The 21,490-nt window shown below is 46.2% G+C and carries 20 protein-coding genes and 1 pseudogene; 13 read left to right on the top strand and 8 right to left on the bottom strand.

The features are described 5' to 3' along the window. Nucleotides 1-12 precede the first annotated feature (12 nt). The 6 genes from HWQ15_RS13025 to HWQ15_RS13000 all read left to right on the top strand — a co-directional run bounded on the left by HWQ15_RS13025 (nt 13) and on the right by HWQ15_RS13000 (nt 5,531). Nucleotides 13-1,470 carry a heavy metal sensor histidine kinase gene (locus tag HWQ15_RS13025; protein WP_063149373.1) on the top strand — a complete coding sequence of 486 codons (1,458 nt, stop codon included), beginning with the start codon at nt 13-15 and terminating at the stop codon, nt 1,468-1,470. Nucleotides 1,471-1,534: 64 nt separating this feature from the next. Then, nucleotides 1,535-2,014 (top strand): cupin domain-containing protein, encoded by a 480-nt coding sequence (locus HWQ15_RS13020; RefSeq protein ID WP_063149372.1) that lies wholly within the window; start codon nt 1,535-1,537, stop codon nt 2,012-2,014. Beyond that, complete coding sequence (locus HWQ15_RS13015; protein ID WP_063149371.1) at nt 1,992-2,753, top strand: carboxymuconolactone decarboxylase family protein; 762 nt, start codon at nt 1,992-1,994, stop codon at nt 2,751-2,753. The genes HWQ15_RS13020 and HWQ15_RS13015 overlap by 23 nt, the downstream gene beginning before the upstream one ends. A 9-nt stretch (nt 2,754-2,762) precedes the next feature. After that, nucleotides 2,763-3,347, top strand: a complete 585-nt coding sequence (locus HWQ15_RS13010; RefSeq protein ID WP_063149370.1) for a flavodoxin — start codon at nt 2,763-2,765, stop codon at nt 3,345-3,347. A 23-nt stretch (nt 3,348-3,370) separates the two neighbouring features. Next, entirely contained in the window at nt 3,371-4,435 is a 1,065-nt protein-coding gene (locus HWQ15_RS13005) for an alpha/beta fold hydrolase (protein ID WP_063149369.1), read from the top strand. Between the two features lie 265 nt (nt 4,436-4,700). Further along, on the top strand, nt 4,701-5,531 hold the full coding sequence (locus HWQ15_RS13000; protein WP_063149368.1) for a hypothetical protein: 831 nt from the start codon (nt 4,701-4,703) through the stop codon (nt 5,529-5,531). A gap of 126 nt (nt 5,532-5,657) precedes the next feature. Here the strand turns inward: HWQ15_RS13000 and HWQ15_RS12995 are convergent, their stop codons facing one another. Beyond that, nucleotides 5,658-6,551, bottom strand: a complete 894-nt coding sequence (locus tag HWQ15_RS12995) for a TIR domain-containing protein (RefSeq protein ID WP_063149367.1) — start codon at nt 6,549-6,551, stop codon at nt 5,658-5,660. Beyond that, nucleotides 6,551-6,838, bottom strand: a complete 288-nt coding sequence (locus HWQ15_RS12990) for a hypothetical protein (RefSeq protein WP_042934169.1) — start codon at nt 6,836-6,838, stop codon at nt 6,551-6,553. The genes HWQ15_RS12995 and HWQ15_RS12990 overlap by 1 nt, the downstream gene beginning before the upstream one ends. Before the next feature lie 268 nt (nt 6,839-7,106). Here HWQ15_RS12990 and HWQ15_RS12985 point away from each other — a divergent pair, with 268 nt between their 5' ends. Beyond that, nucleotides 7,107-7,958 carry an aldo/keto reductase gene (locus HWQ15_RS12985; protein ID WP_063149366.1) on the top strand — a complete coding sequence of 284 codons (852 nt, stop codon included), beginning with the start codon at nt 7,107-7,109 and terminating at the stop codon, nt 7,956-7,958. Between the two features lie 26 nt (nt 7,959-7,984). Then, on the top strand, nt 7,985-8,974 hold the full coding sequence (locus HWQ15_RS12980) for an aldo/keto reductase (RefSeq protein WP_063149365.1): 990 nt from the start codon (nt 7,985-7,987) through the stop codon (nt 8,972-8,974). Nucleotides 8,975-9,008: 34 nt separating this feature from the next. Here HWQ15_RS12980 and HWQ15_RS12975 read toward each other — a convergent pair whose 3' ends face one another. Beyond that, nucleotides 9,009-9,902, bottom strand: coding sequence for a LysR family transcriptional regulator (locus tag HWQ15_RS12975; RefSeq protein WP_063149364.1), 894 nt, complete (start codon nt 9,900-9,902; stop codon nt 9,009-9,011). A 148-nt stretch (nt 9,903-10,050) separates the two neighbouring features. On the opposite strand from HWQ15_RS12975, the gene HWQ15_RS12970 reads away from it, so the two are divergent. The 3 genes and pseudogenes from HWQ15_RS12970 to HWQ15_RS23200 form a co-directional block, all read left to right on the top strand. Further along, the gene (locus HWQ15_RS12970) at nt 10,051-10,842 is read left to right on the top strand and encodes an SDR family oxidoreductase (RefSeq protein WP_063146715.1); all 792 of its coding nucleotides are present in this window, start codon (nt 10,051-10,053) and stop codon (nt 10,840-10,842) included. A gap of 125 nt (nt 10,843-10,967) precedes the next feature. Further along, nucleotides 10,968-11,219, top strand: a complete 252-nt coding sequence (locus tag HWQ15_RS12965) for a DUF1471 domain-containing protein (protein ID WP_063149363.1) — start codon at nt 10,968-10,970, stop codon at nt 11,217-11,219. A gap of 55 nt (nt 11,220-11,274) precedes the next feature. After that, nucleotides 11,275-11,388: pseudogene (locus tag HWQ15_RS23200) on the top strand (DNA-binding transcriptional regulator RamA); the annotation flags it as partial. Between the two features lie 365 nt (nt 11,389-11,753). Here HWQ15_RS23200 and HWQ15_RS12960 read toward each other — a convergent pair. The 4 genes from HWQ15_RS12960 to HWQ15_RS12945 all read right to left on the bottom strand — a co-directional run bounded on the left by HWQ15_RS12960 (nt 11,754) and on the right by HWQ15_RS12945 (nt 16,860). Next, on the bottom strand, nt 11,754-13,718 hold the full coding sequence (locus HWQ15_RS12960) for a DUF3732 domain-containing protein (RefSeq protein WP_063149362.1): 1,965 nt from the start codon (nt 13,716-13,718) through the stop codon (nt 11,754-11,756). After that, a complete protein-coding gene (locus HWQ15_RS12955; protein WP_058668608.1) occupies nt 13,718-14,227 on the bottom strand; it encodes a three component ABC system middle component in 510 nt (169 codons plus the stop codon). Before HWQ15_RS12955 ends, HWQ15_RS12960 begins: the two co-directional genes overlap by 1 nt. After that, on the bottom strand, nt 14,227-14,958 hold the full coding sequence (locus tag HWQ15_RS12950) for an ABC-three component system protein (protein WP_063149361.1): 732 nt from the start codon (nt 14,956-14,958) through the stop codon (nt 14,227-14,229). The genes HWQ15_RS12955 and HWQ15_RS12950 overlap by 1 nt, the downstream gene beginning before the upstream one ends. A 681-nt stretch (nt 14,959-15,639) precedes the next feature. Further along, complete coding sequence (locus HWQ15_RS12945; protein ID WP_063149360.1) at nt 15,640-16,860, bottom strand: integrase arm-type DNA-binding domain-containing protein; 1,221 nt, start codon at nt 16,858-16,860, stop codon at nt 15,640-15,642. Between the two features lie 321 nt (nt 16,861-17,181). Here HWQ15_RS12945 and HWQ15_RS12940 point away from each other — a divergent pair, with 321 nt between their 5' ends. Together HWQ15_RS12940 and HWQ15_RS12935 are read left to right on the top strand one after the other, a co-directional pair. Further along, nucleotides 17,182-18,432 carry a DUF6538 domain-containing protein gene (locus HWQ15_RS12940; RefSeq protein ID WP_045616431.1) on the top strand — a complete coding sequence of 417 codons (1,251 nt, stop codon included), beginning with the start codon at nt 17,182-17,184 and terminating at the stop codon, nt 18,430-18,432. A gap of 293 nt (nt 18,433-18,725) precedes the next feature. After that, nucleotides 18,726-19,397, top strand: a complete 672-nt coding sequence (locus HWQ15_RS12935; RefSeq protein WP_023303163.1) for an EAL domain-containing protein — start codon at nt 18,726-18,728, stop codon at nt 19,395-19,397. A gap of 42 nt (nt 19,398-19,439) precedes the next feature. On the opposite strand, the gene HWQ15_RS12930 is transcribed toward HWQ15_RS12935, so the two are convergent. Then, nucleotides 19,440-21,302, bottom strand: a complete 1,863-nt coding sequence (locus HWQ15_RS12930) for a cell envelope integrity protein TolA (protein WP_023303162.1) — start codon at nt 21,300-21,302, stop codon at nt 19,440-19,442. Between the last annotated feature and the right edge of the window lie 188 nt (nt 21,303-21,490).

The following is a 21,490-nucleotide window of genomic DNA, read 5'->3' as shown; positions in this document are numbered from 1 at the left end:
AAGGGGATATGTATGCTTAAGCGTTCCATCTCCGTTCACCTGGCGCTGATGTTTGCCTTATCCGCGCTACTGATTGTTTCCGTTATCGGTATCCTGCTCAGAGGCTCTTTGCATGACTCTTTGCAAAAGCAGATGCACAACGAGCTGTTGTTCCGGGAATCATTAATGAGTCCGTGGATCACCGCACGAACCTCGGCTGACGGCTGGTCACTGCTTGCCAATAAATTTACCGTATTAACCAATTCTGAAGGTGAGCGCGTTCGCTACTGGATAGTAAGCGATAACCCACGCTTTAGCATGGGGGGAACACCACCGGTGGGTGTTCAGTGGTCTTCTTTACAGGAAGGCTTTAATAAAGTACCAGGTGCATCAGAAGGTGCATGCTCGCTGTTTCTGTTAGTGAAAACGATCCCCGCCAACGGTGAAAGGCCTGAGCTGCGCTATGTGGTTGCCATCGACTCCACGCCGTATATGGGCACACTCGATGCGTTCACGCGGACATTGCTGATCATTACCGCACTGGGCGTCGTGATTGTCGCCTTACTGGGATACGTCGTGTCAAGGATCGGTCTTCGTCCCGTTGGGGCGCTCAGTAAACAGGCTCGGCAACTCGCTCCCGGGGACCATGGTCAGCGCCTGAATACCGAAGCATTACCTGACGAATTACAGCAGTTAGCATCATCTTTTAATGGCGTGCTGGAACGGCAGGAGGTCGCCTGGCGGCAGCTCGAAAGCTTTAATGCCGATGTTGCGCATGAACTCCGGACTCCGCTGACTAACCTGATCGGCCAGACGCAGCTGGGGCTTTCGCGCCGCCGTTCACATGATGAACTGGAAGAGTTACTGGGTTCCAATCTGGAAGAACTTGAACGCATGACGTCTATTGTTAACGACATGCTGTTCCTTTCCCATGCCCATGCGGGTGAACATGCATCCCAGCTTACCCAAGTCTCCCTGCGCGAAGAAACCCTAAAAACAGCGGAGTATGTGGAACCCTCTTTTGCTGAAAAACAGCTCTCTCTCGATGTTCAGGGCGACGTCACCGCGGACATCGACCGACGACTGTTCCACCGTTCACTGGCCAATTTACTGGAAAACAGCGCAAGACACTCCTCCTCCAACAGTACGGTTACGGTGCGGTTAAGCGAAACCGGTCATCAAGCCTGTGTTGAAGTGTCAAACCCGGGCGATCCAATAGCACCAGAGCACTTACACCGGCTTTTCGAGCGGTTCTATCGCGTTGACACCTCCCGGGCCAGGAGTGATACCCATCATGGACTGGGCCTGTCGATCGTACGTGCCGTCGCCATTATGCACCGGGGAGATGTCTTTGCCCGTAGTGAAGGAGGCATCAATACTTTTGGCCTCACCTTTGCGCTACAAGCGGATAAAGCGGCGGGCAATGCTCATTCCGATACTGAGCCGGGACCGGGGTTAGCTGACAGAATTGTCAGGGGGGCGTCAGCCTGACGTCATTACCCTCCCGATAAAATCATCGCAGGCAATCCCCTCTTCATTGATAAGGACGCTTTGCATGATCGGACATTTACGTTACCTCGGGCTGTTACTGCCCTTCTACACATTTTCATCCTGGGCAGCGGAACAAAATCCCGCTGTCCATATCGCCCCAGCAGGAAGTCAGAACGCGGTGTTCGGGCCAGCCGAGAACTTTACCGGTCGTGTCAGGGTTGATCCTCTCTTCAAACCGGATAATGACATCCCTGTTTCCGGGGCTTATGTCACGTTTGAACCCGGCACTCGTTCCGCCTGGCATACGCATCCGGCAGGTCAGCGGCTGATTGTGACCTCGGGTGTTGGGCTCACCCAACAAGAAGGCCAGCCGGTGCAGGTTATTCGCGCCGGAGATGTAGTCTCTTGCCCGGCGGGCGTCAAACACTGGCACGGCGCGGCCCCCGGCAGCGCGATGACGCATCTGGCGATAACCGGGATTGTGGATGGCAAAAGCGTTAACTGGATGGAGAAAGTGACAGATGAACAATACCACGCCCATTAAAGCATTAACGGCAGCGGTACTGCTGACCTTTGGTTTTGGTCTCGCGGCACATGCTGCGCCCGTCAATAAAGGAGCCTCAGAAATGAACCACGAACAAAAGGTTTCAGATACGCTGTCAGCCCGCCAACAGGCCATCCCGTTGATTGCGGCATCGATGGCCAGCAGCCAGATGGATAAGCTGAATGCAGCCCTGAATCAGGGTCTTGACGCAGGGCTCACGATAAACGAAACCAAAGAGATTCTCGTCCAGCTTTATGCCTATACGGGCTTCCCCCGTAGCCTGAATGCGCTTAGTGAACTGATGAAGGTCGTCGAAGCACGTAAACAACGTGGTATCAAAGACGTTGAGGGTAAAGAACCGGTTGCCCCGATCCCTGTCGGGGATGAGCTTCGCCGTGTCGGTACCGCAAACCAGACAAAAATCTCAGGCGCTCCCGTCCAGGGCCCACTGTTTGATTTTGCCCCGGTGATTAACCAGTTTCTGCAAACGCACCTTTTCGGCGACATTTTCGCCCGTGATAACCTTGACTGGCAAAGCCGCGAGCTGGCAACGGTTGGCGCATTAGCGGCCACGCCGGGCGTCGAATCACAACTGCTGTCGCATACGCGAGCAAGCATGCGGGTCGGCCTGACGGTGTCGCAGCTGCGCCAGCTGGCACAGGTTCTGCGTGAACATGGCGAAAGTGATGCAGCAACGCGAGCTGAAAAGGCGCTGCAGCAGGCGCTCGCAAACAATTAGGAGTGGATTATGGAGCATGATCCCAACCGCAGAATGTTAATCACCGCACTTGCCGGGCTGACGCTGGCGAACGTTTCTTTTGCCTCAGCTGCGACCGGAACCGCAAACGTGCAGGGTAAAAGCCGTGTTCTGGTGGCGTACTTTTCCCGCAGCGGAAATACACGAGTCATTGCGGGCGTCATTCACCGCTGCCTGAATACCGATCTGTTTGAAATCGAACCAGCTACGCCTTATCCGGAAGACTATTTTCAGACCGTTGAACAGGCGAAAAATGAGCGTGAGCGAGGCGTAAAACCGGCATTAAAAAATAGCGTTGCAGATACCTCACGCTACGAGACCGTGTATTTAGGCTTTCCGATCTGGGGGACCAGCGTGCCGCCTGTAGTGCAAGCATTTCTCAGCAGCCACAACCTTGCGGGCAAATTACTCATCCCCTTTATTACTCACGGTGGCTACGGTAAAGGAGACAGCGACGACATCCTTGCCAGTCTCGCCCCAACTGCGCGTCGGGAAAAACCGCTGGTCATTGAATGCGATCAGGAGCGAAGAACCACTGAAACGGTAACAAGTTGGTTAGAGACAATACGCAGCTGATTCATTGATATGAGGAGATACCCTTGAAGACACTTTTAAAAACACTGTCCGTCTGCATGATAGCGAGTGGCCTGGTGGCTCAGTCGGTATACGCAGCGCCGCTGGTCATTCAGGAACAGGGAAGCTTTTCTGCTGGCGGAACTATCACCACTGCCCCGGGTAAGTTTGACGCGAAGAAGCCGCTGGATTCTGCTGGCCAAACTTATCATGGCGATCATGCCTCAGTGTTCTACCAAATTCCGGAAAATCCGCATAAATACCCTATCGTCATGCTGCACGGTGCAGGTCAGTTCTCCCGTACCTGGGAAAGTACTCCAGATGGTCGCGAAGGGTTCCAGAACATCTTCCTGCGTCGCGGGTTCTCAACCTATCTTGTCGATCAGCCGCGTCGGGGCAGCGCCGGACGTACGACTGTAGAAGGTACTGTTACGCCTAAACCGGATGAACAGATGTGGTTCAACCAGTTCCGCGTTGGCGTGTGGCCAGAGTATTTTAAGGGCGTTCAGTTCTCTCACGACAAAGAAGCACTGAATCAGTATTTCCGTCAGATGACCCCAAGTACCGGGCCGTTTGATATCAATGTTATCTCTGATGCGATGTCCGCCGTCGTGGATAAATCCGGCCCCGCTATCCTCTTCACCCACTCTCAGGGTGGCGGACCAGGCTGGTACACGGCGATGAAAAACGACAAGGTCAAAGCCATTGTCGCCTTCGAGCCAGGCAGCAGCTTTGTCTTCCCGGAAAAAGAACTCCCTGCCCCTATGCCAAGCGCGTTCGACACGCTGAAGGGTGAGCCTGTTCCGATGGAGCAGTTTATGGCTCTGACCAAAATCCCGATTCTGATTATTTACGGCGATAACATACCGGATAAACCTGTCGCCATGCCCGCGCAGGACAGCTGGCGCGTACGCCTTGCAATGGCTCGGGAGTGGCGCGACGTGGTGAACAAGCATGGCGGTGATGTGACGGTGACGCATCTACCTGAAGTGGGAATCAAAGGGAATACCCACTTCCCGTTCTCTGATTTAAATAATGTGCAGATTGCTGATTTGGTTAGTCAATTTTTGAAGGAAAAAGATCTGCAATAGGGAAAGCTAGTATTGAGCCTTCATTCATGAAGGCTCAATACAAACATCAGTTTATCAAAAAAATAAAATGGGAACGTGACGGTCTGCTGTGAGCAAGGCGCGGAACCTGGCAATTATTTACACAACTAATGAAGTTATTACTAACATCACGGATGTATTAATTAACGGGGAGTAAGCCAGAGGTGAAGGACAGTAAAAATATGTAAAATCTTTATTTTTCTTCGTAGAAAGATGAAAGCATAGGGCCAAAAATACGGAGAAATATATGAACTTATCAATGCCTTGGAGTTTAGCTGGACGCCTTTTTAAGTGGATGTGGGATAAAATTACTCGATTATGTTTACTAAAGACCTATCAAAAATCTCACGAGTACAAAGCTAGTCGCCTTCGGTTAGGAGCGCGTTGGGAACCACTCGGCGAGTACCTAGAGTACTCGTTGCGCCTTTCTAGTTCTGCCGATCATGAAACAGTAAAATCCTGTATAGCTTTTCGGGCAAAAGATATTCTGGTAGAGAATATTAAACTTTATTTTGAAGCGTCTGGACATGGTATTCGTTACCAGCAGAAAATTGATTTGGTAAATCTGGACCAATCTGTCCTGATTGTTCACTTAGATCAAATTCCTCGGCAGGAGCTTGTGGAGGCTTCTGAGCGCGGTATATTTTTTTCGATTACCGAAACGCAGTTAACTCAATGCGTCATTACGTTAGCTGGGGGCCAACAACAGCAACCCTTTGATTCAATAAGGTCCCATCTAACATATAACTGGTTGCTAAATGACAAATGGGTGCGACGCTGGGGAGAGTTATGGAACTGTAATGCCATTGAGCATGCGAAAACCGAAATGAAGTCTTATTGGCGTTGGCGATTGGGAGAATTTAAACATTTTTCCCTTTACAGTGCTGGGCTCGGGCCTTATCCCTGGAATGGAATATTACGCAAAAGCCTATGCAAACTTTTGAGCAACCACCATATTATCACAATACAGTTCTGGCTAGCGGTACATTCTGGACGGTATGTTCTTGGAGATGGAAAACTGAAGCTCAATCAGCGACGAATTAGAAAAGTGAAACCCAGCAAAGCTTCGAACCTTTGAGCTCAGTTGCATTTTTCATTCCGAGCCCCTGGGCGCTAGGGACTGACAACGATATTACCATGAAATGGCCTTCGCTGCAGAAACTGTCAGTCCTCCTGTAAGCACCTATAACGATTATATGGTGCTTTAACGCATCACTTTGTTCCAGTCGATTACATGGCCAGCAGCCTCGAGTTCTCGGGAAAGAGATTGCTTCCATCCATTATTATCATCCATCGGTTCCCAAACAACACCGGCGAAATCACTGGGTATTTCTACTGCCCCTTTTTTAAGGGCGCAGACTTTATCTCGTCCAAGGTGACCAATAAAAAAACCTAACTCCAGAAGCACATTTTGGCGTGCTCTGGGTTCAAGCGCACCACCTTTTACACACCCTTCATCATCAGGGGTAAGTAGGACAACCGCAAATCCCACGTTGCCGTATTCAATAACTTTCTCAATAACAGTTCGACCCCGATTAGCCTGTTCATGCAATATAATTGCTTCCAGACCAAGGCGTTCCAGAAAGCGAGCCACTTTTTCGCGGGAACCCTCATCGTGACCATGAACAATAAATACTTTCTTAGATAGAGGGGGAGTTAACATGGCCTGGGGAATTCCCTTCGATTGAATGTAGTTTTTGTAGTCCCGAATAAAGGGGATGATTAACTGACCGGTGAGCGCATGAATATTGCTGATGATTCTTTTACCAGAATAAAAGAAATTAATACTGAAGTGGACGGCATAGCTAGGATCGGCGCCTAATTTCCAGATTAAAAGTAGTGTTAGGCCTAGCTCTTTTCTGGGATCTTCTGGCCAGTCAAGAGTTGCACTTCCGACCATTGATCTCGCAGATTGTGCACTCTTTTCAAGAAAACTCTCTAAGTCAAGATCTGCAACTAATTCTTTATTATAAGGCTCAAGATCAGGATGTTTCAGAAGTTGAGCAAGTTTTTTTAAAGGACGTTCAAAGGTTTGTGCCTGTGAAGCCTGTAGGTCCAGAACGGCATTATTAATATCTGCAAATATATCTTTTGACATCAATTTTCCTCGTTATTTTTAATTCTGAACTTTGTAGCTTTTTGGATTAAATTTTCACGATATGCTTGCTTCATTTGCTCGGCCAATGGACCAATAATCGAATTGGATGAGTATTGAGAGACTCGTTCGTCAACTATTTGATTTATCTTTTGAATTGCATTTTCAATACTGGCTGGATCTTGTGGGTCAAAATGCACAGTACCTAAATTTCCATCCAACTCACTCAGTGCCAACTGGGCCACTTTCAACTCTTTTTGTAGCTTGTCTAAACCGGTAATTTTTAACATGGTTGCAACCTACTGTTTTATTGATAATTTAGAGGCATTGAAGATTATACCTCGGCCTGGAAAATTATTCACACTGGAGTGGTCGACAAAATGTGGTCACGACACGAGAAATTTCTAGAACAGCTAGAAGTCCCCTCCTGGCGCAAAGCCAATCCTTGGCCCTAAAAATTAATGAACACATCTAATAAACCCTAGCTAATTACCCCACCTAATCGAATAAATCACTTTGCGTTATGCTTTTCCTGGACAACAGCTGAAGGATAACGTCATGCAAACTGTAAAACTGAACAACGGTATTGAAATGCCCTTGCTGGGCTTTGGTGTCTTCCAGATGACAGATGCTGCTGAATGTGAAAGAGCTGTGATTGACGCCATCGATACGGGATACCGCCTGATCGATACCGCTGCGTCTTACCAGAATGAAACCCAGGTCGGAAACGCACTGAAACAGACCGGTATCGCGCGTAACGAACTCTTTGTAACAACCAAACTGTGGCTACAGGATACCCATTACGAAGGCGCTAAAGCCCAGTTCGAACGCTCCCTGAATCGTCTGCAACTTGATTACGTCGACCTGTATCTGATTCACCAGCCTTACGGCGATGTCCATGGGGCATGGCGTGCTATGGAAGAACTGCAACAGGCAGGCAAAATTCGCGCCATTGGTGTCAGCAATTTCCATCCTGACCGACTGGCCGACCTTATCGCCTTCAACAAGGTTGCCCCTGCGGTGAACCAGATTGAAGTTAACCCCTTCAACCAGCAGCTGCATGCCGTTCCATGGAATCAAAGCCATGGCATTCAGCCGGAAGCCTGGGCACCGTTTGCTGAGGGTAAAAATGGCCTGTTCCAGCACCCCGTGTTAACGGCAATTGGTCAGAAGTACGGCAAAAGCGTGGGCCAGGTTGTGCTGCGCTGGATCTTCCAGCGAGGCATCGTTTCGCTGGCGAAATCGGTGCGCAAAGAACGCATGGAAGAGAACATCAACATTCTCGATTTTGAACTCAGCTCTGAAGATATGCTGCAGATTGCCGCCCTCGACACTGCAACCAGCGCCTTCTTCTCTCACCGCGACCCGGCGATGGTGGAATGGCTGACCGGCCGCAAACTTGATGTTTAAGTCGCGATAATAGAGGTATTCACTCAATGCAAAAACGTTATCTGGGTAAATCCCGACTCGAAGTCTCCGCGCTTGGGCTCGGTTGCATGGGCTTAAGCCACGGCTACGGCCCGGCGACCGATACCCGACAGGCTATCGAGCTCATTCGCGCAGCGGTTGAACGTGGCGTCACCTTCTTCGATACCGCTGAAGTATATGGCCCCTTCCTCAATGAAGAAGTTGTCGGCGAAGCCTTAAAACCGTTTCGTGACCGCGTGGTCATCGCCACTAAGTTTGGTTTTACTTTTGGCGACGACAACAAGCAGCAGATTTTAAACAGCCGTCCGGAGCATATCCGTGAAGCTGTGGAAGGATCATTACGCCGTCTTAAGACTGATGTCATTGACCTGCTGTATCAACACCGTGTCGATCCGGATGTCCCGATTGAAGATGTTGCGGGTACGGTAAAAGACCTGATAGCTGAAGGCAAAGTTAAACATTTCGGTCTGTCCGAAGCGGGTGCGCAAACCATTCGTCGTGCGCATGCCGTACAACCTGTCACGGCCCTACAAAGCGAATACTCAATGTGGTGGCGCGAGCCTGAGCAGGAGATCCTGCCGTTACTGGAGGAACTGGGTATTGGTTTTGTACCCTTCAGCCCATTAGGCAAAGGATTCCTGACGGGATCGATTAAGCCAGGAACCACTTTTGGCAAGGATGATTACCGCAGCACCGTGCCGCGTTTCGCCGGGCAGGCGATTGAAGCCAATGAAAAGCTGGTCTTATTGCTGGGTGAACTGGCGGCAGAGAAAGGCGTGACGTCTGCGCAAATTGCGCTGGCATGGCTGCTGGCACAAAAGCCGTGGATTGTTCCTATCCCTGGAACTACGAAACTGCACCGGCTGGAGGAAAACCTGGGGGCCGCCGACATCATCCTTTCTCAGGATGACTCGCGACAGATAACCCAGGCGCTTGAAACGATTAAAATCGTCGGCGAACGTTACTCTCCTGAGCACCAGGCTCGCGTAGGCCGTTAATACCCGGACGGGTCCGCTGCAATTGGCGGACCCGTTATTCCTGGTAGCGAAGTGCATCGATCATCAGCGCAAAAGCAGGCGGATGCTGCTTGCGGCTCGGGTAGTAGAGGTAATATCCGGGAAAAGATGGGCACCACTCCTGCAAAACCTGAATAAGCTCTCCTGACTTTATATAATCCTGCACCCTGTCTTCAGGTATGCAGGCGATGCCAAAACCGGATAACACCGCATCAATCCTTTCCGCCTGCAGATTAAAGGTTACCTGCCCCTCCACTCTGACCCGCAACGGTTTCCCTTCCTTCTCAAACTCCCAGTGGTAAAGTCCACCGGCTGTCGGCAGGCGCATATTGATGCACCGGTGATTTTGTAGTTCGTGCGGCGTTTCAGGTGCAGGATTTGCAGCGAAATAAGACGGTGCTCCCACTACGGCCATTCTCATGTCCGGCCCAATTCTTACCGCAATCATGTCCTTATCCACGCTTTCGCCCAAGCGGATCCCGGCATCAAAACGCCCCTCAACAATATCGACAAAGCCGTTATCAACCACCAGTTCGAGATTAATTTCCGGATATTCCCTGAGGAAGGGTTTTAGCTTCGGCCATACCAGACTTCGCGCGGCATGCTCCCCGGCTGATAAACGAATATTGCCAGAGGCGGTGCCGTTCATCTGAACCAACGATTCCAGCTCCTGCTCAAGATCGGCAATACGGGGTTCAAGGCAGGCAATAATTCTCTCACCGGCTTCCGTAGGGGCAACGCTTCGGGTCGTGCGGGTCAAGAGGCGGATATTTAGCCTTTCCTCCAGGGCCTTCATCGCGTGGCTGAGTGCAGACTGAGAAACGCCCAGTTTGCCCGCTGCTTTGGTAAAACTTCGCTCCCTCGCCACCACAAGAAAGATTTGCAGTTCGTTGAAATTTTCTTTGAGCATCGGCGATTTCCTTATGGAGGCATTCCCTTCATCGCACACTCATGAAGGGTGTTCATAGACACAATCATTTTAGCCCCATTACTGACATTAATGATAATTGATATTCTGACCGTATCGAAAATAAGTCTGAATTATCAGTAGGTTTATCATGAAAATACTCGTTGCAGGGGCGACAGGAAGTATTGGCCTTCATGTCGTCAATACCGCTATCAAAATGGGCCATCAGCCTGTAGCGCTGATCCGAAATAAGCGCAAAGTGAAATCGCTTCCTCGGGGAACAGATATTTTTTACGGCGATGTTTCATTGCCTGAAACACTCACCGAATTACCGAAAGATATCGATGCCATCATCTTCACTCTCGGTTCCGATGGTCAGGGTCGTATTGGTGCCAGGGCGATAGATTATGGCGGAGTGCGCAATATTTTACGAATATTCAGGGATGTATCTGTTCGTATCAGCCTGATGACCACGATTGGCGTGACTGAACGACTCAGCACCTGGAATCAACGCACTGAGGTTCATGACTGGAAAAGACGTGCCGAGCGTCTGGTCAGGGCCACTGGTCACCCCTATACCATCGTCAGGCCCGGCTGGTTTGATTACAACAATGATGATGAACACCGAATCGTTATGCTTCAGGGGGATCGTCGCCATACGGGAACACCGGAAGATGGTGTGATATCCCGGGAGCAAATCGCCCAGGTTCTGGTCAGTGCCCTGACCCACGACGAGGCAAAAAATAAAACGTTCGAGCTGGTGGCTGAACGAGGTGAAGCACAGCAGGATCTTACCCCACTGTTTGCAGACCTGCAGGCTGATGATCCACAAAAAAATGATGGGGTTCTGGACATAGACAATATGCCTCTGCGTGAAGAACCTGACTGCATTATTAACGAGCTGAATTTGTATTCAAAAAAACTAACCAATCGACAACCCTGACAATTTTGTCATATAGCGGTCAGTCTCATGACAGCTTAGGTCTGTATATTTGAATGCACATAGGTGGGCGAGTTCCCCTGATACGAGTCCAGTTTCAAACATAAATTTTAAAAGAGGTATTAGATATGAAATCACTACTTATTACTTCATTGGTCATGGGATTTATTACAGTGAATGCCGCATCTGCTGCTCAGGAAATTAACCATGCAGATGGGAAAGAAAAGCTCGGTGTAGTCTCAGCCAGCAATGCCTATACGCTTGATGAGTTATCGGATGCGCTCTCTCGTAAGGCTGATGAGCAAGGAGCAACATCATTCAAAATTCTGTCAACCACAGGGAATAACCGGCTGCACGGGGTTGCTGAAATCTATAAATAATCATTAGCATCGCGAACAGGATGTGTCACAGCCCTCTTAAAGTGAGCGTCGATTTATGTTCAGAACAGAAGGCATCATCGATGAGATAACTCAATGGATTGATTCAAACTTACATAAGCCGCTGAAGATAGAGGATGTTGCTGCGCGGGCAGGATACTCCAAGTGGCATTTTCATGCGGATTAATAATTTGGTAAAATCAATACCACATTCTGGATAAAATAATTCCCGATAGCGAAAAAAGCACTAATTAGAATGGTTAAATTCATTATTATCATTGATTGTAAGAATGTTTCCGAGTCCCAACTGAGAACATTAATGTTTTCCAATTGTTATATCCCAGTACCCCCCAAAAAAATAGGAATAAAGGCTTTAAAGAATACAACACAAAAAATAAAAACTTCAAAAGCTTTTAATTATCGATTCAGCTCAAATTACTTTAACATTCTTTCCCTCACCTACCAGTGAGGGAAAGATATATTTACCAACATATACTTGAAACAAAAAAACAATACTGTCATGGACAATAAAAACAATTAATCACGAGCAATCCAATCATATGGAATCAACGCTGCACCACGCCATTCCTCAACTAAATGGATGTTCTCCAGATTACTCCAAACTTCTTCATTAGCATGGTCTAGTACAATAAACTGAAATATACCTTTAGTAGAAGATATAAATTTATTTAAAACTTTAAATACTTTACGAACAGCAACAATATCCTCGTTTTGCCATTCTGGCTCATTATTTTCGTTGTCTATAATTCCTGCTTGCCTTACAGGGAAATATACTTGACTTGGCTGGTCATAAATGAGCAAGCTTGGTACAGGATGCTGAGGATTTCTCGTAAACACCCATTGCAAAGCTAATGTTGTAGCAATATGGTAAGCTAACCAGTTTGCCCCACTACCAGTTTCCCAAAGATAATCATCTCGCTGCCCTCTACTAACTTTTACAGTTAAATCATTAATAATTAACCTGACAGGTGAGTCTGGCCACTCCCCATCTAGATGGGGTAACAATTTCCCAGTTGCTCGTTGAATTTTATCAAGCACTATATCAAGCTTACGTGAAATTTCTTTCTCCGATACTATTTTTAATAACTTATTCTGCTCTGACTGTAATTCTTTAATTTCACTTATTAATTTAGTTAACACATCTGTACTTTGATACAAGCGTAAAGCTTCTTCCAATCTACCAATAAAACGGGAGATCAATTCCCCTTGAGTATTATATTTTTTTACTTCTTCTGACTGTTTCTCTAACGCTCGTATTTCTTGCCTTATAGACGTTAATTCTTTCGTAAACTCATTTAATTGTGAGCGAAGATGTAAAGTTTCTTTATCCAAAGAATGGTTAACCTGTGGATAGGAACGTAACTGCAATTCAATACCTTCAAGTGCAAGACAAAGCTGCCTAATTTTTTCTGAACTTCGTACTTCACTTAACGGCTCAATTATTTTAGCTTTAGCATGTTGTTCACGAATCCATGTGGATAAACTAAGACGTTCTCTTTTTACTTCAAGAGCTTTTTTATACAAATCACTACTATCGTTAAGTCTCTCAATTTCTATAAGCTGGCTTCTAATCTTATTAATTTGTGTAATATTATTTGTTTCTCTTTCTCTCAATTTCTTTAATTCAGTGATAACGTATTGTGTTGACCTTAAAGAAGGCTGAGTAATTTTAATATCCTTTTCAAGGATTGACTTCAAAAGTTTTAAAGTTGCAGGCCACTCGTCAGGAATAGACTGTTCTACGGGTAAAAGCCCGTATTCGATAGCAAGTGACAACCAAATCCGACTTTCGCGTTGCCAGGCATCTCCTGAGGCTTTACGTGTTTTAAGTTCTGTTTCTTTACGACGTAATTGGCGAGTAACTCTATCTAATTCATGTCTTGCCTGAAGAACCAAGGGGCTAATAGCCCCCAATACATACGGAAATATAGTCTTAAGTTTTTCTCTATGCTCTGTAGTGTCTGCTTTAAAGAATAAAACATCTGGATTTGCTATTATATTTTGTGGCTGAAAAATAAATGCCATTAAGTCACGAAAACTTGGACGACTGCGAAAATTATCATGTCCAGTTGGTTCAAATGCTAAATCTGATAAACCTGCCAAACGATCCAAGATTCCTTTCACATGTGTCATTGTACTATTTTTCTGAGGAGCTAATGAAGGTATAATTATTCCATCACCTTCTTCTATATACATTTCACTAGTCCCTTGCTGATTACCAGGTTCTTTACGTGCCAGTAATTTTGGACCTTCAGCCGTATCAATCAGTATACCAAACCATGAACATGATTCTCGAATGACACCAACTGGAATGGCACACTTATCAGAACATAGACAATAATCAATAATAGGGATAACAGCCGACTTACCTGTTTTTGATGCACCGCTGATAATATTAACTTTTCCGGGTTCAAATTTTACAACCCGTGGTTGTTGATTTGTTTTAGGCCAAAGTATCAATTTTCTTATTTGGAAATACATCAGAAATCCACCATCAATGTTTTCGCAATTTGTTGATCCGAAACTTCAGAGAACCAAAATGCTAATTTATCACAGCAAGCATGAATTTTTTTCAACTCGTCAGAGAGCAATGGTAAATCAACCTCTGAACCATCACATCTAACCCTTAATGTGGCTGTTTTAACGTCAATTTCTATTAATCCAGCGTCTTCAGCAACACTTAAAGATTCAAATGTAAGTGATCGCAACTGAAGCGTTCTTTCATGAATAGTAAATATTGCTTCCTTTTTTTTCTGTATTTTCCCTGCAAAGAGATGTATACCTGAGGCCTTTTGGGTGCTACAAATTAGTGTAACAGTAGCTTTATGTAAAATAAGCGGTAAAACAAGAAAACTGATAGTAATAGTTGGAGACTCCTTCTTGTATTGTTGATAATACCGACAAAATACCCATAAAAAAAAGGCTCCCAAAGCACTATTTTGTACTAAAGCTGCATCATTCAGCTCGGGCGTTCTCAGTTCGATTCTCACTATTCATCCTTATCGAGAAGCTCTATATAATTCGGATGCCATCCTAAACGGAGATCGTCAGCCAGAAGATTGAAACCTCCATTAGTAAAATATTCAGGGACTATCTTATTATCGAAGGATACTTTTGTAGCAGAACAACGGCTATAAATAACTTTACCTCTGCTTATTTCAGTCTTGTCGGAGTGGCAAACCTCAATATCATCGCATATTGCATCGTACTGTCTTAATAATGAATTATGCCATTCAGAAATATTTTGCTCAAAAATTAGTCCATTTTCGGCCCACATGGTTATGTTAGCGTCCGTCTTTAATAGATCACTGACAGCCCTAAGCTGACGATCTTGACGAAGTTCTATCAGTTTTAGCTGTTTTATAAACGTGGGGGCCCGTTTGAGCAATGCTTCAGCATCAGAATTATTAATTTCTGTACTGAGTGGCTGAAGGTATCCAGGAATATTATTTTTCTGTACAAAATTTATAAACACCCTTCTAAATTCCTGCACAGATATAACTGCATTTTGTTTATTACGGATAAGTCCATCCGCTTTTTCTTTTGCCATTCCTATCGCATACCGGCAAGTTAGTTCAATTACTTCTTCTGCAATTGTAGGTTTTAAACACTTACGAATTGAATCAAGCGGATCTATTCTGTCATTCTCTATAACTAAATTTGCAATTATTGCTTTTTGTTGTTCTTGTGTAGCATTAAGAAACCGAGAAATATATTTCATACATGCAGGTTCTGATTTTAATTTTTTCAGTTCACTCTGCAAAAAAACATTAATTTTTTAATATCGTCATCATTTTTGGAATTATGAAATAGCGAACAAATTGTACCTATATTTTTTGCAGGTGTAACATAGTAGCGAAAACTTACTTTGCTAAGACATATATCATTTACTGTCACTATGTCGATCCAGTTAGAAATTGTCTTCCAGAAATCCTCCGACCAGTCTGATAAAGGGTTATGTGTTAAAGCACTTTTAGTCTGCTCCATTATAATCCGGCCATCAGGATAATGTACGGCTACGTCGTCAAGATACTCGAGCGATACACATGCATCATCAGAACAGTTGAGAAGATGGTAGCAGAGGCGAACAGGTTGAAGCGCAAATCCCAAATATTGGCCAGGCGCGCTGGACTTTGGTTGGGAGGATTTTCCTATACTCATTCGGCTTGCTACCTTGCAGTTCTGGTTCAGGATATAATCTGAACAACATGAAAATTATGGATAATTTTGAAGAAAGTATAAAAAATACGCAAGCATAATTCCATACTAAATCTAATGTTGAACGCGACATCGTGAAGAACATCACGACGAATCATATCTGCATATCATGCATTATGCGGTTTGCTTTATAGCTTCCTTAGCAACCGTCACATTGCAGAATGCTTAGAAGGAACAATCTAGCTCAATACCGCTCCTTTGTATTAGCCTGCAACTTAACGGCTACTTTTCTTTCAAACATACTTTCAATACATTCCCCGTACCACTGCATCATCTTCCTCCTTCCTTCCAGATATAAAGCATGGTTGTACGTCCCACGAATCGCGTTCTTATCGACATGCGCAAGCTGGGTTTCAATCCACGCCGTATTGAACCCTTCTTCATGCAAAATCGTACTCATCGTGTGGCGGAAACCATGCCCCGTCACCCTCCCCGTATATCCAATCCGCTTGAACACCTGATTTATACTCGCTTCGCTCATCGTTTTACGGGGGTCATTCCTTCCAGGAAACACCAGAGGATATTGCCCAGACATCACTTTGAGCTGCTGTACGATCTCTAGCGCTTGGGTAGAGAGGGGCACCAAGTGAGGCCGTTTCATCTTCATACGCTCTGCAGGTATTTCCCACACCGCTTTTTCAAGATCAAACTCACTCCAGAAAGCACCTCGAAGCTCACCGGTGCGAACTCCCGTAAGGATCAGCAGATGAGCGGCAAGAACAACTAACGGGCTTCCTGTATAGCCTGCGAGAGCTTTAAAGAAGTCTGGTAGCTCCTCAACGGTAAGGAAGGGATAATGCTTTGATTCATGTCCTGACATCGCGCTGGTTAGATCTGCCGCAGGATTGTATTCCGCGCGGCCGGTAACGATGGCATAACGAAAAACTTCGCTGCAGCGCTGGCGAACCTTCTTGGCCTTCTCTGTTGCGCCACGGCTTTCCATTCGACGCAGCACATTCAGCAGAACCAAAGGCTTGATGTCATTCACCGGCAGTTGGCCAATATAAGGGAAAATATCTTTATTGAAGGCTTCGATAATGTCGGAGGCATAGCCTTCTGACCACCGGCTCACCTTCGTTCCGTGCCATTCAAGCGCCACAGCCTGAAACGTGTTGTTGAGCTGCACATCGCGAACCAGCTTTTCTTCTTTCTTAGCGAAAGACGGATCGATGCCCTCAGCCAGCTTTTTCTTGGCTTCATCACGTAGTGCCCTCGCTTGTGCAAGGGACACTGCTGGATAGACACCAAAAGCCATACGCTTCTCTTTTCCATTGAAGCGATACTTCATCCGCCAGTATCTGGAACCAGAGGGAACAACCTCAAGATACAAACCAGCACCATCTGCCAGCTTGTAGGCCTTCTCTCTGGGTTTAGCGGCGTCTACCTGTCGTGCATTTAGCTTCATTGGGGGCATCTCCCTGGACCGAACACAGAATGCCCCCACTTATGCCCCCAACTGTAACTTGATTTCGGTTGAGCACAGTTGATAACAGGAGATAAGATACGGGCCAGAAACCGCAGTATACGGGCTTTTAGTTGATTTCGGTAGACCTGGGAAGAGCTTGAAATGGTGCCGATAATAGGAGTGTAACACGCGATAAATCTTGTGTTCGGGTCTTCTTCTACGACCTTCGCAACTACCTGATTTAACGATTTTTACGCACGCTGATAATCTGGCATTCACCCTGCACATGATAAACGCCCCTCAACTTTAACGGGGTGGAAAATGAAATACAAGCCGGATCAATACATCATTTCCGATAGTTACGGAGTTTATTACGTCAGGATCTCAATTCCTGTATGGCTCCGTAATGCATTTGGTGGAAGAAAAACTCTCGTCCGTAGTCTGAAAACTTCCGATCTTCGTGTGGCTCGTAGGAAGCGTGATGTTATAGCCGATGAATTTCACCACATCAGGCAAATTGCAGAGCCTCCAAAACCGGACAGCTTGCAGGACACGATCAGCTATTTAAAGAGCGTGGCTAAGTACGCGAAAGCTGCCCCGAAAGCATCAGCGCCGATTATCTACCAATGCCCTTCTCTGATTAAGATGTTAGAGATCTACCTTATGCATAACGCTGATCGCCTGAAAATGGGAACATTAAGCAAGACCAGGAAAGCCGTAGAACTATTCCTGAATTACCTGCGAAAGAAGGATGTGGAACTTAACGATATCAACCGTACCACCGTTACAGGCTGGCTTGATCATCTCAGAGAGACAAAGGCAGTCCAGACAGTGGCTAACTATCTATCAGCAATGGCAAACATTTTCGATCTTGCCTCTTCCCGATACCAGGACGCCCCACCGCTGGAAAGTAACGTGTTCAGGGGGCATAAACTCAACACAGCGCAGAGCCGCCAGAGTTACGAGGCATTCACGGAAGAGGATATTACGAAGCTCATTAGCGCGTTTAACAAGTTAGGAGAGGACGAGCTAAGGGATGTGACCACTATCGCCGCTTATAGCGGGATGCGCATTAATGAAATAGCCAGTTTAAAATCAGACAATATCTGTGAAGTAGAGGGGGTGCTATGTTTCGAGGTTACGGAGGGTAAGACACGCAATGCGGCGCGGTTGGTTCCACTTCATAGTGCGATTAGAACAATGGTTCTGGAACGCTGCCAGAAGCCGCACAACGGTTTTTTATTCTACCGTGCAAGTGTGACCAAGAGAGAGGACGGCAAGCGCTCCTCGTGGCATGTAAACCGCTTTGGACGACTTAAACGCGACATTCTCCCAGGGCAGGAAAACAAGGTGTTTCACTCGATCAGGCATCTCGTTGCTCAAACTCTGGATAGGGGCGGGGTTGGTCGAGATAAGTTAAACCCCGTCCCAGAAGATCGCATAGCCCTTCTTCTGGGACATTCGAGAGGAGAAACGGAGAGTTTCAAAACATACAGCAAGAATGCCGCCTCCCCTGTTGAGCTACAGCAGTACATCGAATTGCTACGCTATTCAAAAATTGACAACCCATAAGAAAAGGGGCGTAAGCCCCTCGTTAACTTATCGAATAGAACATTATTACATTACTTATATATTTAGGTGAATATGAACCAGTATCAAACAAAAAACCGAGCAAAAAAACAACCAGAAATACATCACAAGACTAATATATAACAATCAGCAAACACCCACCGCAAAGTAAAAAGTCATTTTATATCAATCATTTAGTCAAAACCCTGCATCCGTACCATAAATTTTAGCAATACTATTGCTTTATTGTGATAAAAATTACAATATAATTTTAATTAAAATTTAAGGTATTTGTTATGGATACTACATTCATTGCTGATCCTATAGTGAGCATTGACGAGAGGTTGTTAGGCGTTGAGCTTCTCACTCGCTTCATTGCCTCAGATGGACGCCCCCTTCACCCTGAATTCGTAATTTCATCTTGGGATTTAGATAGGAAGCGGCTTTTCCTATACGAACAATGTGGAAACATTGCCACTATGCAAACGTGGTTCGAACGAAAGAATCTATTTTGTACACTGAACATTGATCAGAAAATGGCTTTTTTAATACGTCATGACTACATACTTAGACAAACTTTCGAATCGATGCCATTCATCAAACTTGAACTTTCTGAGCATTTCCCTGGTTTGGATAAGGGATTGAAAAGTCCCTTATTAAAATCGCTGAGCCAGGGTGTAAATGGGCTATGGCTCGATGACCTTGGGGCAGGTAATGCAAATGTAGTTAGTTTGATAGAAGGTTACTTTGAAGTGGTAAAAATAGATCGTATTTTCTTCAATGAGCAGGTGAAAAAACCAACCTTCAACCAGTTAATTGCATCAATTAAAAAACACTGCGGCAAAGTTATTATCGAAGGGATTGAGAATCGAGAACATTTGGGAATACTGCGTGAGGTGGGGGTTTGGGGATTACAGGGGTATCTTTTTAAATCTGTCCCTTTTAAAAACGTGGATTTATTGCTGTAGTGTTGAAACCATCAAAAAAGGGGCTTACGCCCCTTTGATGTATCACCCGCCTGTACTGCTTTGACCGCTCAAGGCTGACAAGGTTAGTGACTGAGTAAACGCCGCTTGTGAGGCTTTCGCCGTAAAATCCACATAATCCGCAAGCCTACTTGAATCACTCGCAATTGTGAGCGGAACAGACGCCTCAAGATTGAGATTGAATACAGGTGCAAGGTTGTACGATGGCGCACTATTGGTGCTGGTTAGGGATGATATAGCAGAATCACGAAGCGATCCCCCTGGCAGAGAATCACCATTCAGACTGTATTGTTCTACCGCTGTCCCTGTAGGCTGATCATCTATTCCTAACCAATCTTTAACAGCATGACCGACACTACGGGTATTAAACCCTGTCTTGTCCTGCACCCAAGAAGCCGCACTATCAGCACTACCTGTTACACCATCTATTACCGCCTGGGCCGCTGGCTTGTTAGCTTCGCTAAACCAATCTGGGAACTTCTCACGAATGCCAGCATTCAGATCGGACACTACGCTGGAGATTTCTCCAACAAAGCCCGTCACCTGTTTAGCAAGGTCGCCTAATCCCTCTCCGAGCAATCCGGCTGATTCTGTGATCACTTTGGTGTTCCTTACCAGATCGTCGCCCCCATCGGCAAAGCCTTTCATCCAGCCTGTAAACAACTGATTGTCTACTCCATTCATCAGATTACCCATTGCCACGGACAGATCGCCGTAAGCGGATACCTGGCGGATTTGCTCGTCGTTCAGCGTCTGCCCCGATTCAACGAGAGTTTTCAGCGTCTTGTTATACTCTGCACCGTTATTCATGAACATATCGGTGTAGTGCATCAGGTCATCACCTAAACTCTCGATCAACGTACCAATCTGAGCCTGTGACATACCACGGCGTTGCCCTTCATTCACCGTAGCTTGAACAAAATCGAGTGGTGAATCTTGGAACTTGGAAATCTGATCCTTACTCCATCCAAATTTGTTCATTATCGACGTAATGCCACCATCCCCACCCTTCCATTCGCCATTCTTCATTTGAGCATCGTTAACAGTCATGGCGAGGCGTTCACGCACATCTTTCATGTTATCGACGGCTTTTGAGGTATTAGCTGAATCAACACCGTGTTGCTGTCCCCAGGCTACCATCGTTTTTATGGCGTTTGGGTTGGTTTTCACACGTTCACTCATTCTCACCAGTTCGAGGTTATCATTCCCTTTGTCAACAATTCGCTGCCCCACTCCGAGGGAGCCAGCCGTTAACGCAAGGCTTCCTAATACCCCACCACCGACGATAGGAGCATTCCCGCCCTTCTGAGCCTTTAGCTTAGTGGCTGCTGCGGCATACTGGGTACGCTGTGCCTGTGTCACTTTCGCTTGTTGTGCGGCTTCTCTGCGTAACAGAGTTACACGCTCACGAATAGATGCGTTCATACGGGCACTGGTCAGATTGCCTTTGGCAAATTCCTCTGTTTGCTGACGTATGATACGTAACGCTTCATATTGAGACTTAGGATCAAGCTCGTATTTACCTTTAATCCCAGAGATTTGCAGCCCTGCATGGCGAAGTCTAAGTTCGGCTACTTCCTGGCGCTTCTGTAGCTGCTGCTTCGCTTTCAGATTAGCCTTTTCATCCCTGACTTTCTGCTTCTCCGCCGCACGTTGGGCTTTCATTTCCTTCGTATCACGAGGTTTATCATTAAAACGTGCATCGTCAGCTTGTTGACGGGCTTTCTGTCTGCGCTGCTTTTGAGCCTGGAAGCGAATCTTCGGATCGGCTATTTTCTCAAAGTATTTTTTCAGGTCATCGCCAGCTTTACGGGCTTCCGCCAGACTTTGTTTATCGACCACAAAGGAAACGGTCGTCTTGATGGAAGCTACGTTGATATCAAGCATCACCACCGCCTTTCTGATCCAAGAAGTGATGAATTGCCGCTTCGACGGTTTCACCACGGAAAATACGCGCTCTAACGCCCGTATACGATATCTCTAATAGCTCGCAAAGCTGGCTCACCTTGAGCAGCCCTTCTGCATCGTCTGCACTCAGTCGGACGTGTAGGCCACGATTGGATTTGAGTATGAGT

Origin of the sequence: Enterobacter sp. DSM 30060 (assembly GCF_013375955.1) — a bacterium.
In the GTDB taxonomy this organism is placed as follows: Bacteria; Pseudomonadota; Gammaproteobacteria; order Enterobacterales; family Enterobacteriaceae; genus Enterobacter; species Enterobacter intestinihominis.
Note: the sequence above shows the minus strand (reverse complement) of the source record. Positions and strands in the feature narration are given on the sequence as shown.

Excerpts from the sequence above, each read along its gene's own strand:
- HWQ15_RS13025 (WP_063149373.1), top strand. The coding sequence starts at position 13 with ATGCTTAAGCGTTCCATCTCCGTTCACCTGGCGCTGATGTTTGCCTTA.
- HWQ15_RS13020 (WP_063149372.1), top strand. The coding sequence starts at position 1,535 with ATGATCGGACATTTACGTTACCTCGGGCTGTTACTGCCCTTCTACACA.
- HWQ15_RS13015 (WP_063149371.1), top strand. The coding sequence starts at position 1,992 with ATGAACAATACCACGCCCATTAAAGCATTAACGGCAGCGGTACTGCTG.
- HWQ15_RS13010 (WP_063149370.1), top strand. The coding sequence starts at position 2,763 with ATGGAGCATGATCCCAACCGCAGAATGTTAATCACCGCACTTGCCGGG.
- HWQ15_RS13000 (WP_063149368.1), top strand. The coding sequence starts at position 4,701 with ATGAACTTATCAATGCCTTGGAGTTTAGCTGGACGCCTTTTTAAGTGG.
- HWQ15_RS12995 (WP_063149367.1), bottom strand. The coding sequence starts at position 6,551 with ATGTCAAAAGATATATTTGCAGATATTAATAATGCCGTTCTGGACCTA.
- HWQ15_RS12990 (WP_042934169.1), bottom strand. The coding sequence starts at position 6,838 with ATGTTAAAAATTACCGGTTTAGACAAGCTACAAAAAGAGTTGAAAGTG.
- HWQ15_RS12985 (WP_063149366.1), top strand. The coding sequence starts at position 7,107 with ATGCAAACTGTAAAACTGAACAACGGTATTGAAATGCCCTTGCTGGGC.
- HWQ15_RS12980 (WP_063149365.1), top strand. The coding sequence starts at position 7,985 with ATGCAAAAACGTTATCTGGGTAAATCCCGACTCGAAGTCTCCGCGCTT.
- HWQ15_RS12975 (WP_063149364.1), bottom strand. The coding sequence starts at position 9,902 with ATGCTCAAAGAAAATTTCAACGAACTGCAAATCTTTCTTGTGGTGGCG.
- HWQ15_RS12970 (WP_063146715.1), top strand. The coding sequence starts at position 10,051 with ATGAAAATACTCGTTGCAGGGGCGACAGGAAGTATTGGCCTTCATGTC.
- HWQ15_RS12965 (WP_063149363.1), top strand. The coding sequence starts at position 10,968 with ATGAAATCACTACTTATTACTTCATTGGTCATGGGATTTATTACAGTG.
- HWQ15_RS12960 (WP_063149362.1), bottom strand. The coding sequence starts at position 13,718 with ATGTATTTCCAAATAAGAAAATTGATACTTTGGCCTAAAACAAATCAA.
- HWQ15_RS12950 (WP_063149361.1), bottom strand. The coding sequence starts at position 14,958 with ATGAAATATATTTCTCGGTTTCTTAATGCTACACAAGAACAACAAAAA.
- HWQ15_RS12945 (WP_063149360.1), bottom strand. The coding sequence starts at position 16,860 with ATGAAGCTAAATGCACGACAGGTAGACGCCGCTAAACCCAGAGAGAAG.
- HWQ15_RS12940 (WP_045616431.1), top strand. The coding sequence starts at position 17,182 with ATGAAATACAAGCCGGATCAATACATCATTTCCGATAGTTACGGAGTT.
- HWQ15_RS12935 (WP_023303163.1), top strand. The coding sequence starts at position 18,726 with ATGGATACTACATTCATTGCTGATCCTATAGTGAGCATTGACGAGAGG.
- HWQ15_RS12930 (WP_023303162.1), bottom strand. The coding sequence starts at position 21,302 with ATGCTTGATATCAACGTAGCTTCCATCAAGACGACCGTTTCCTTTGTG.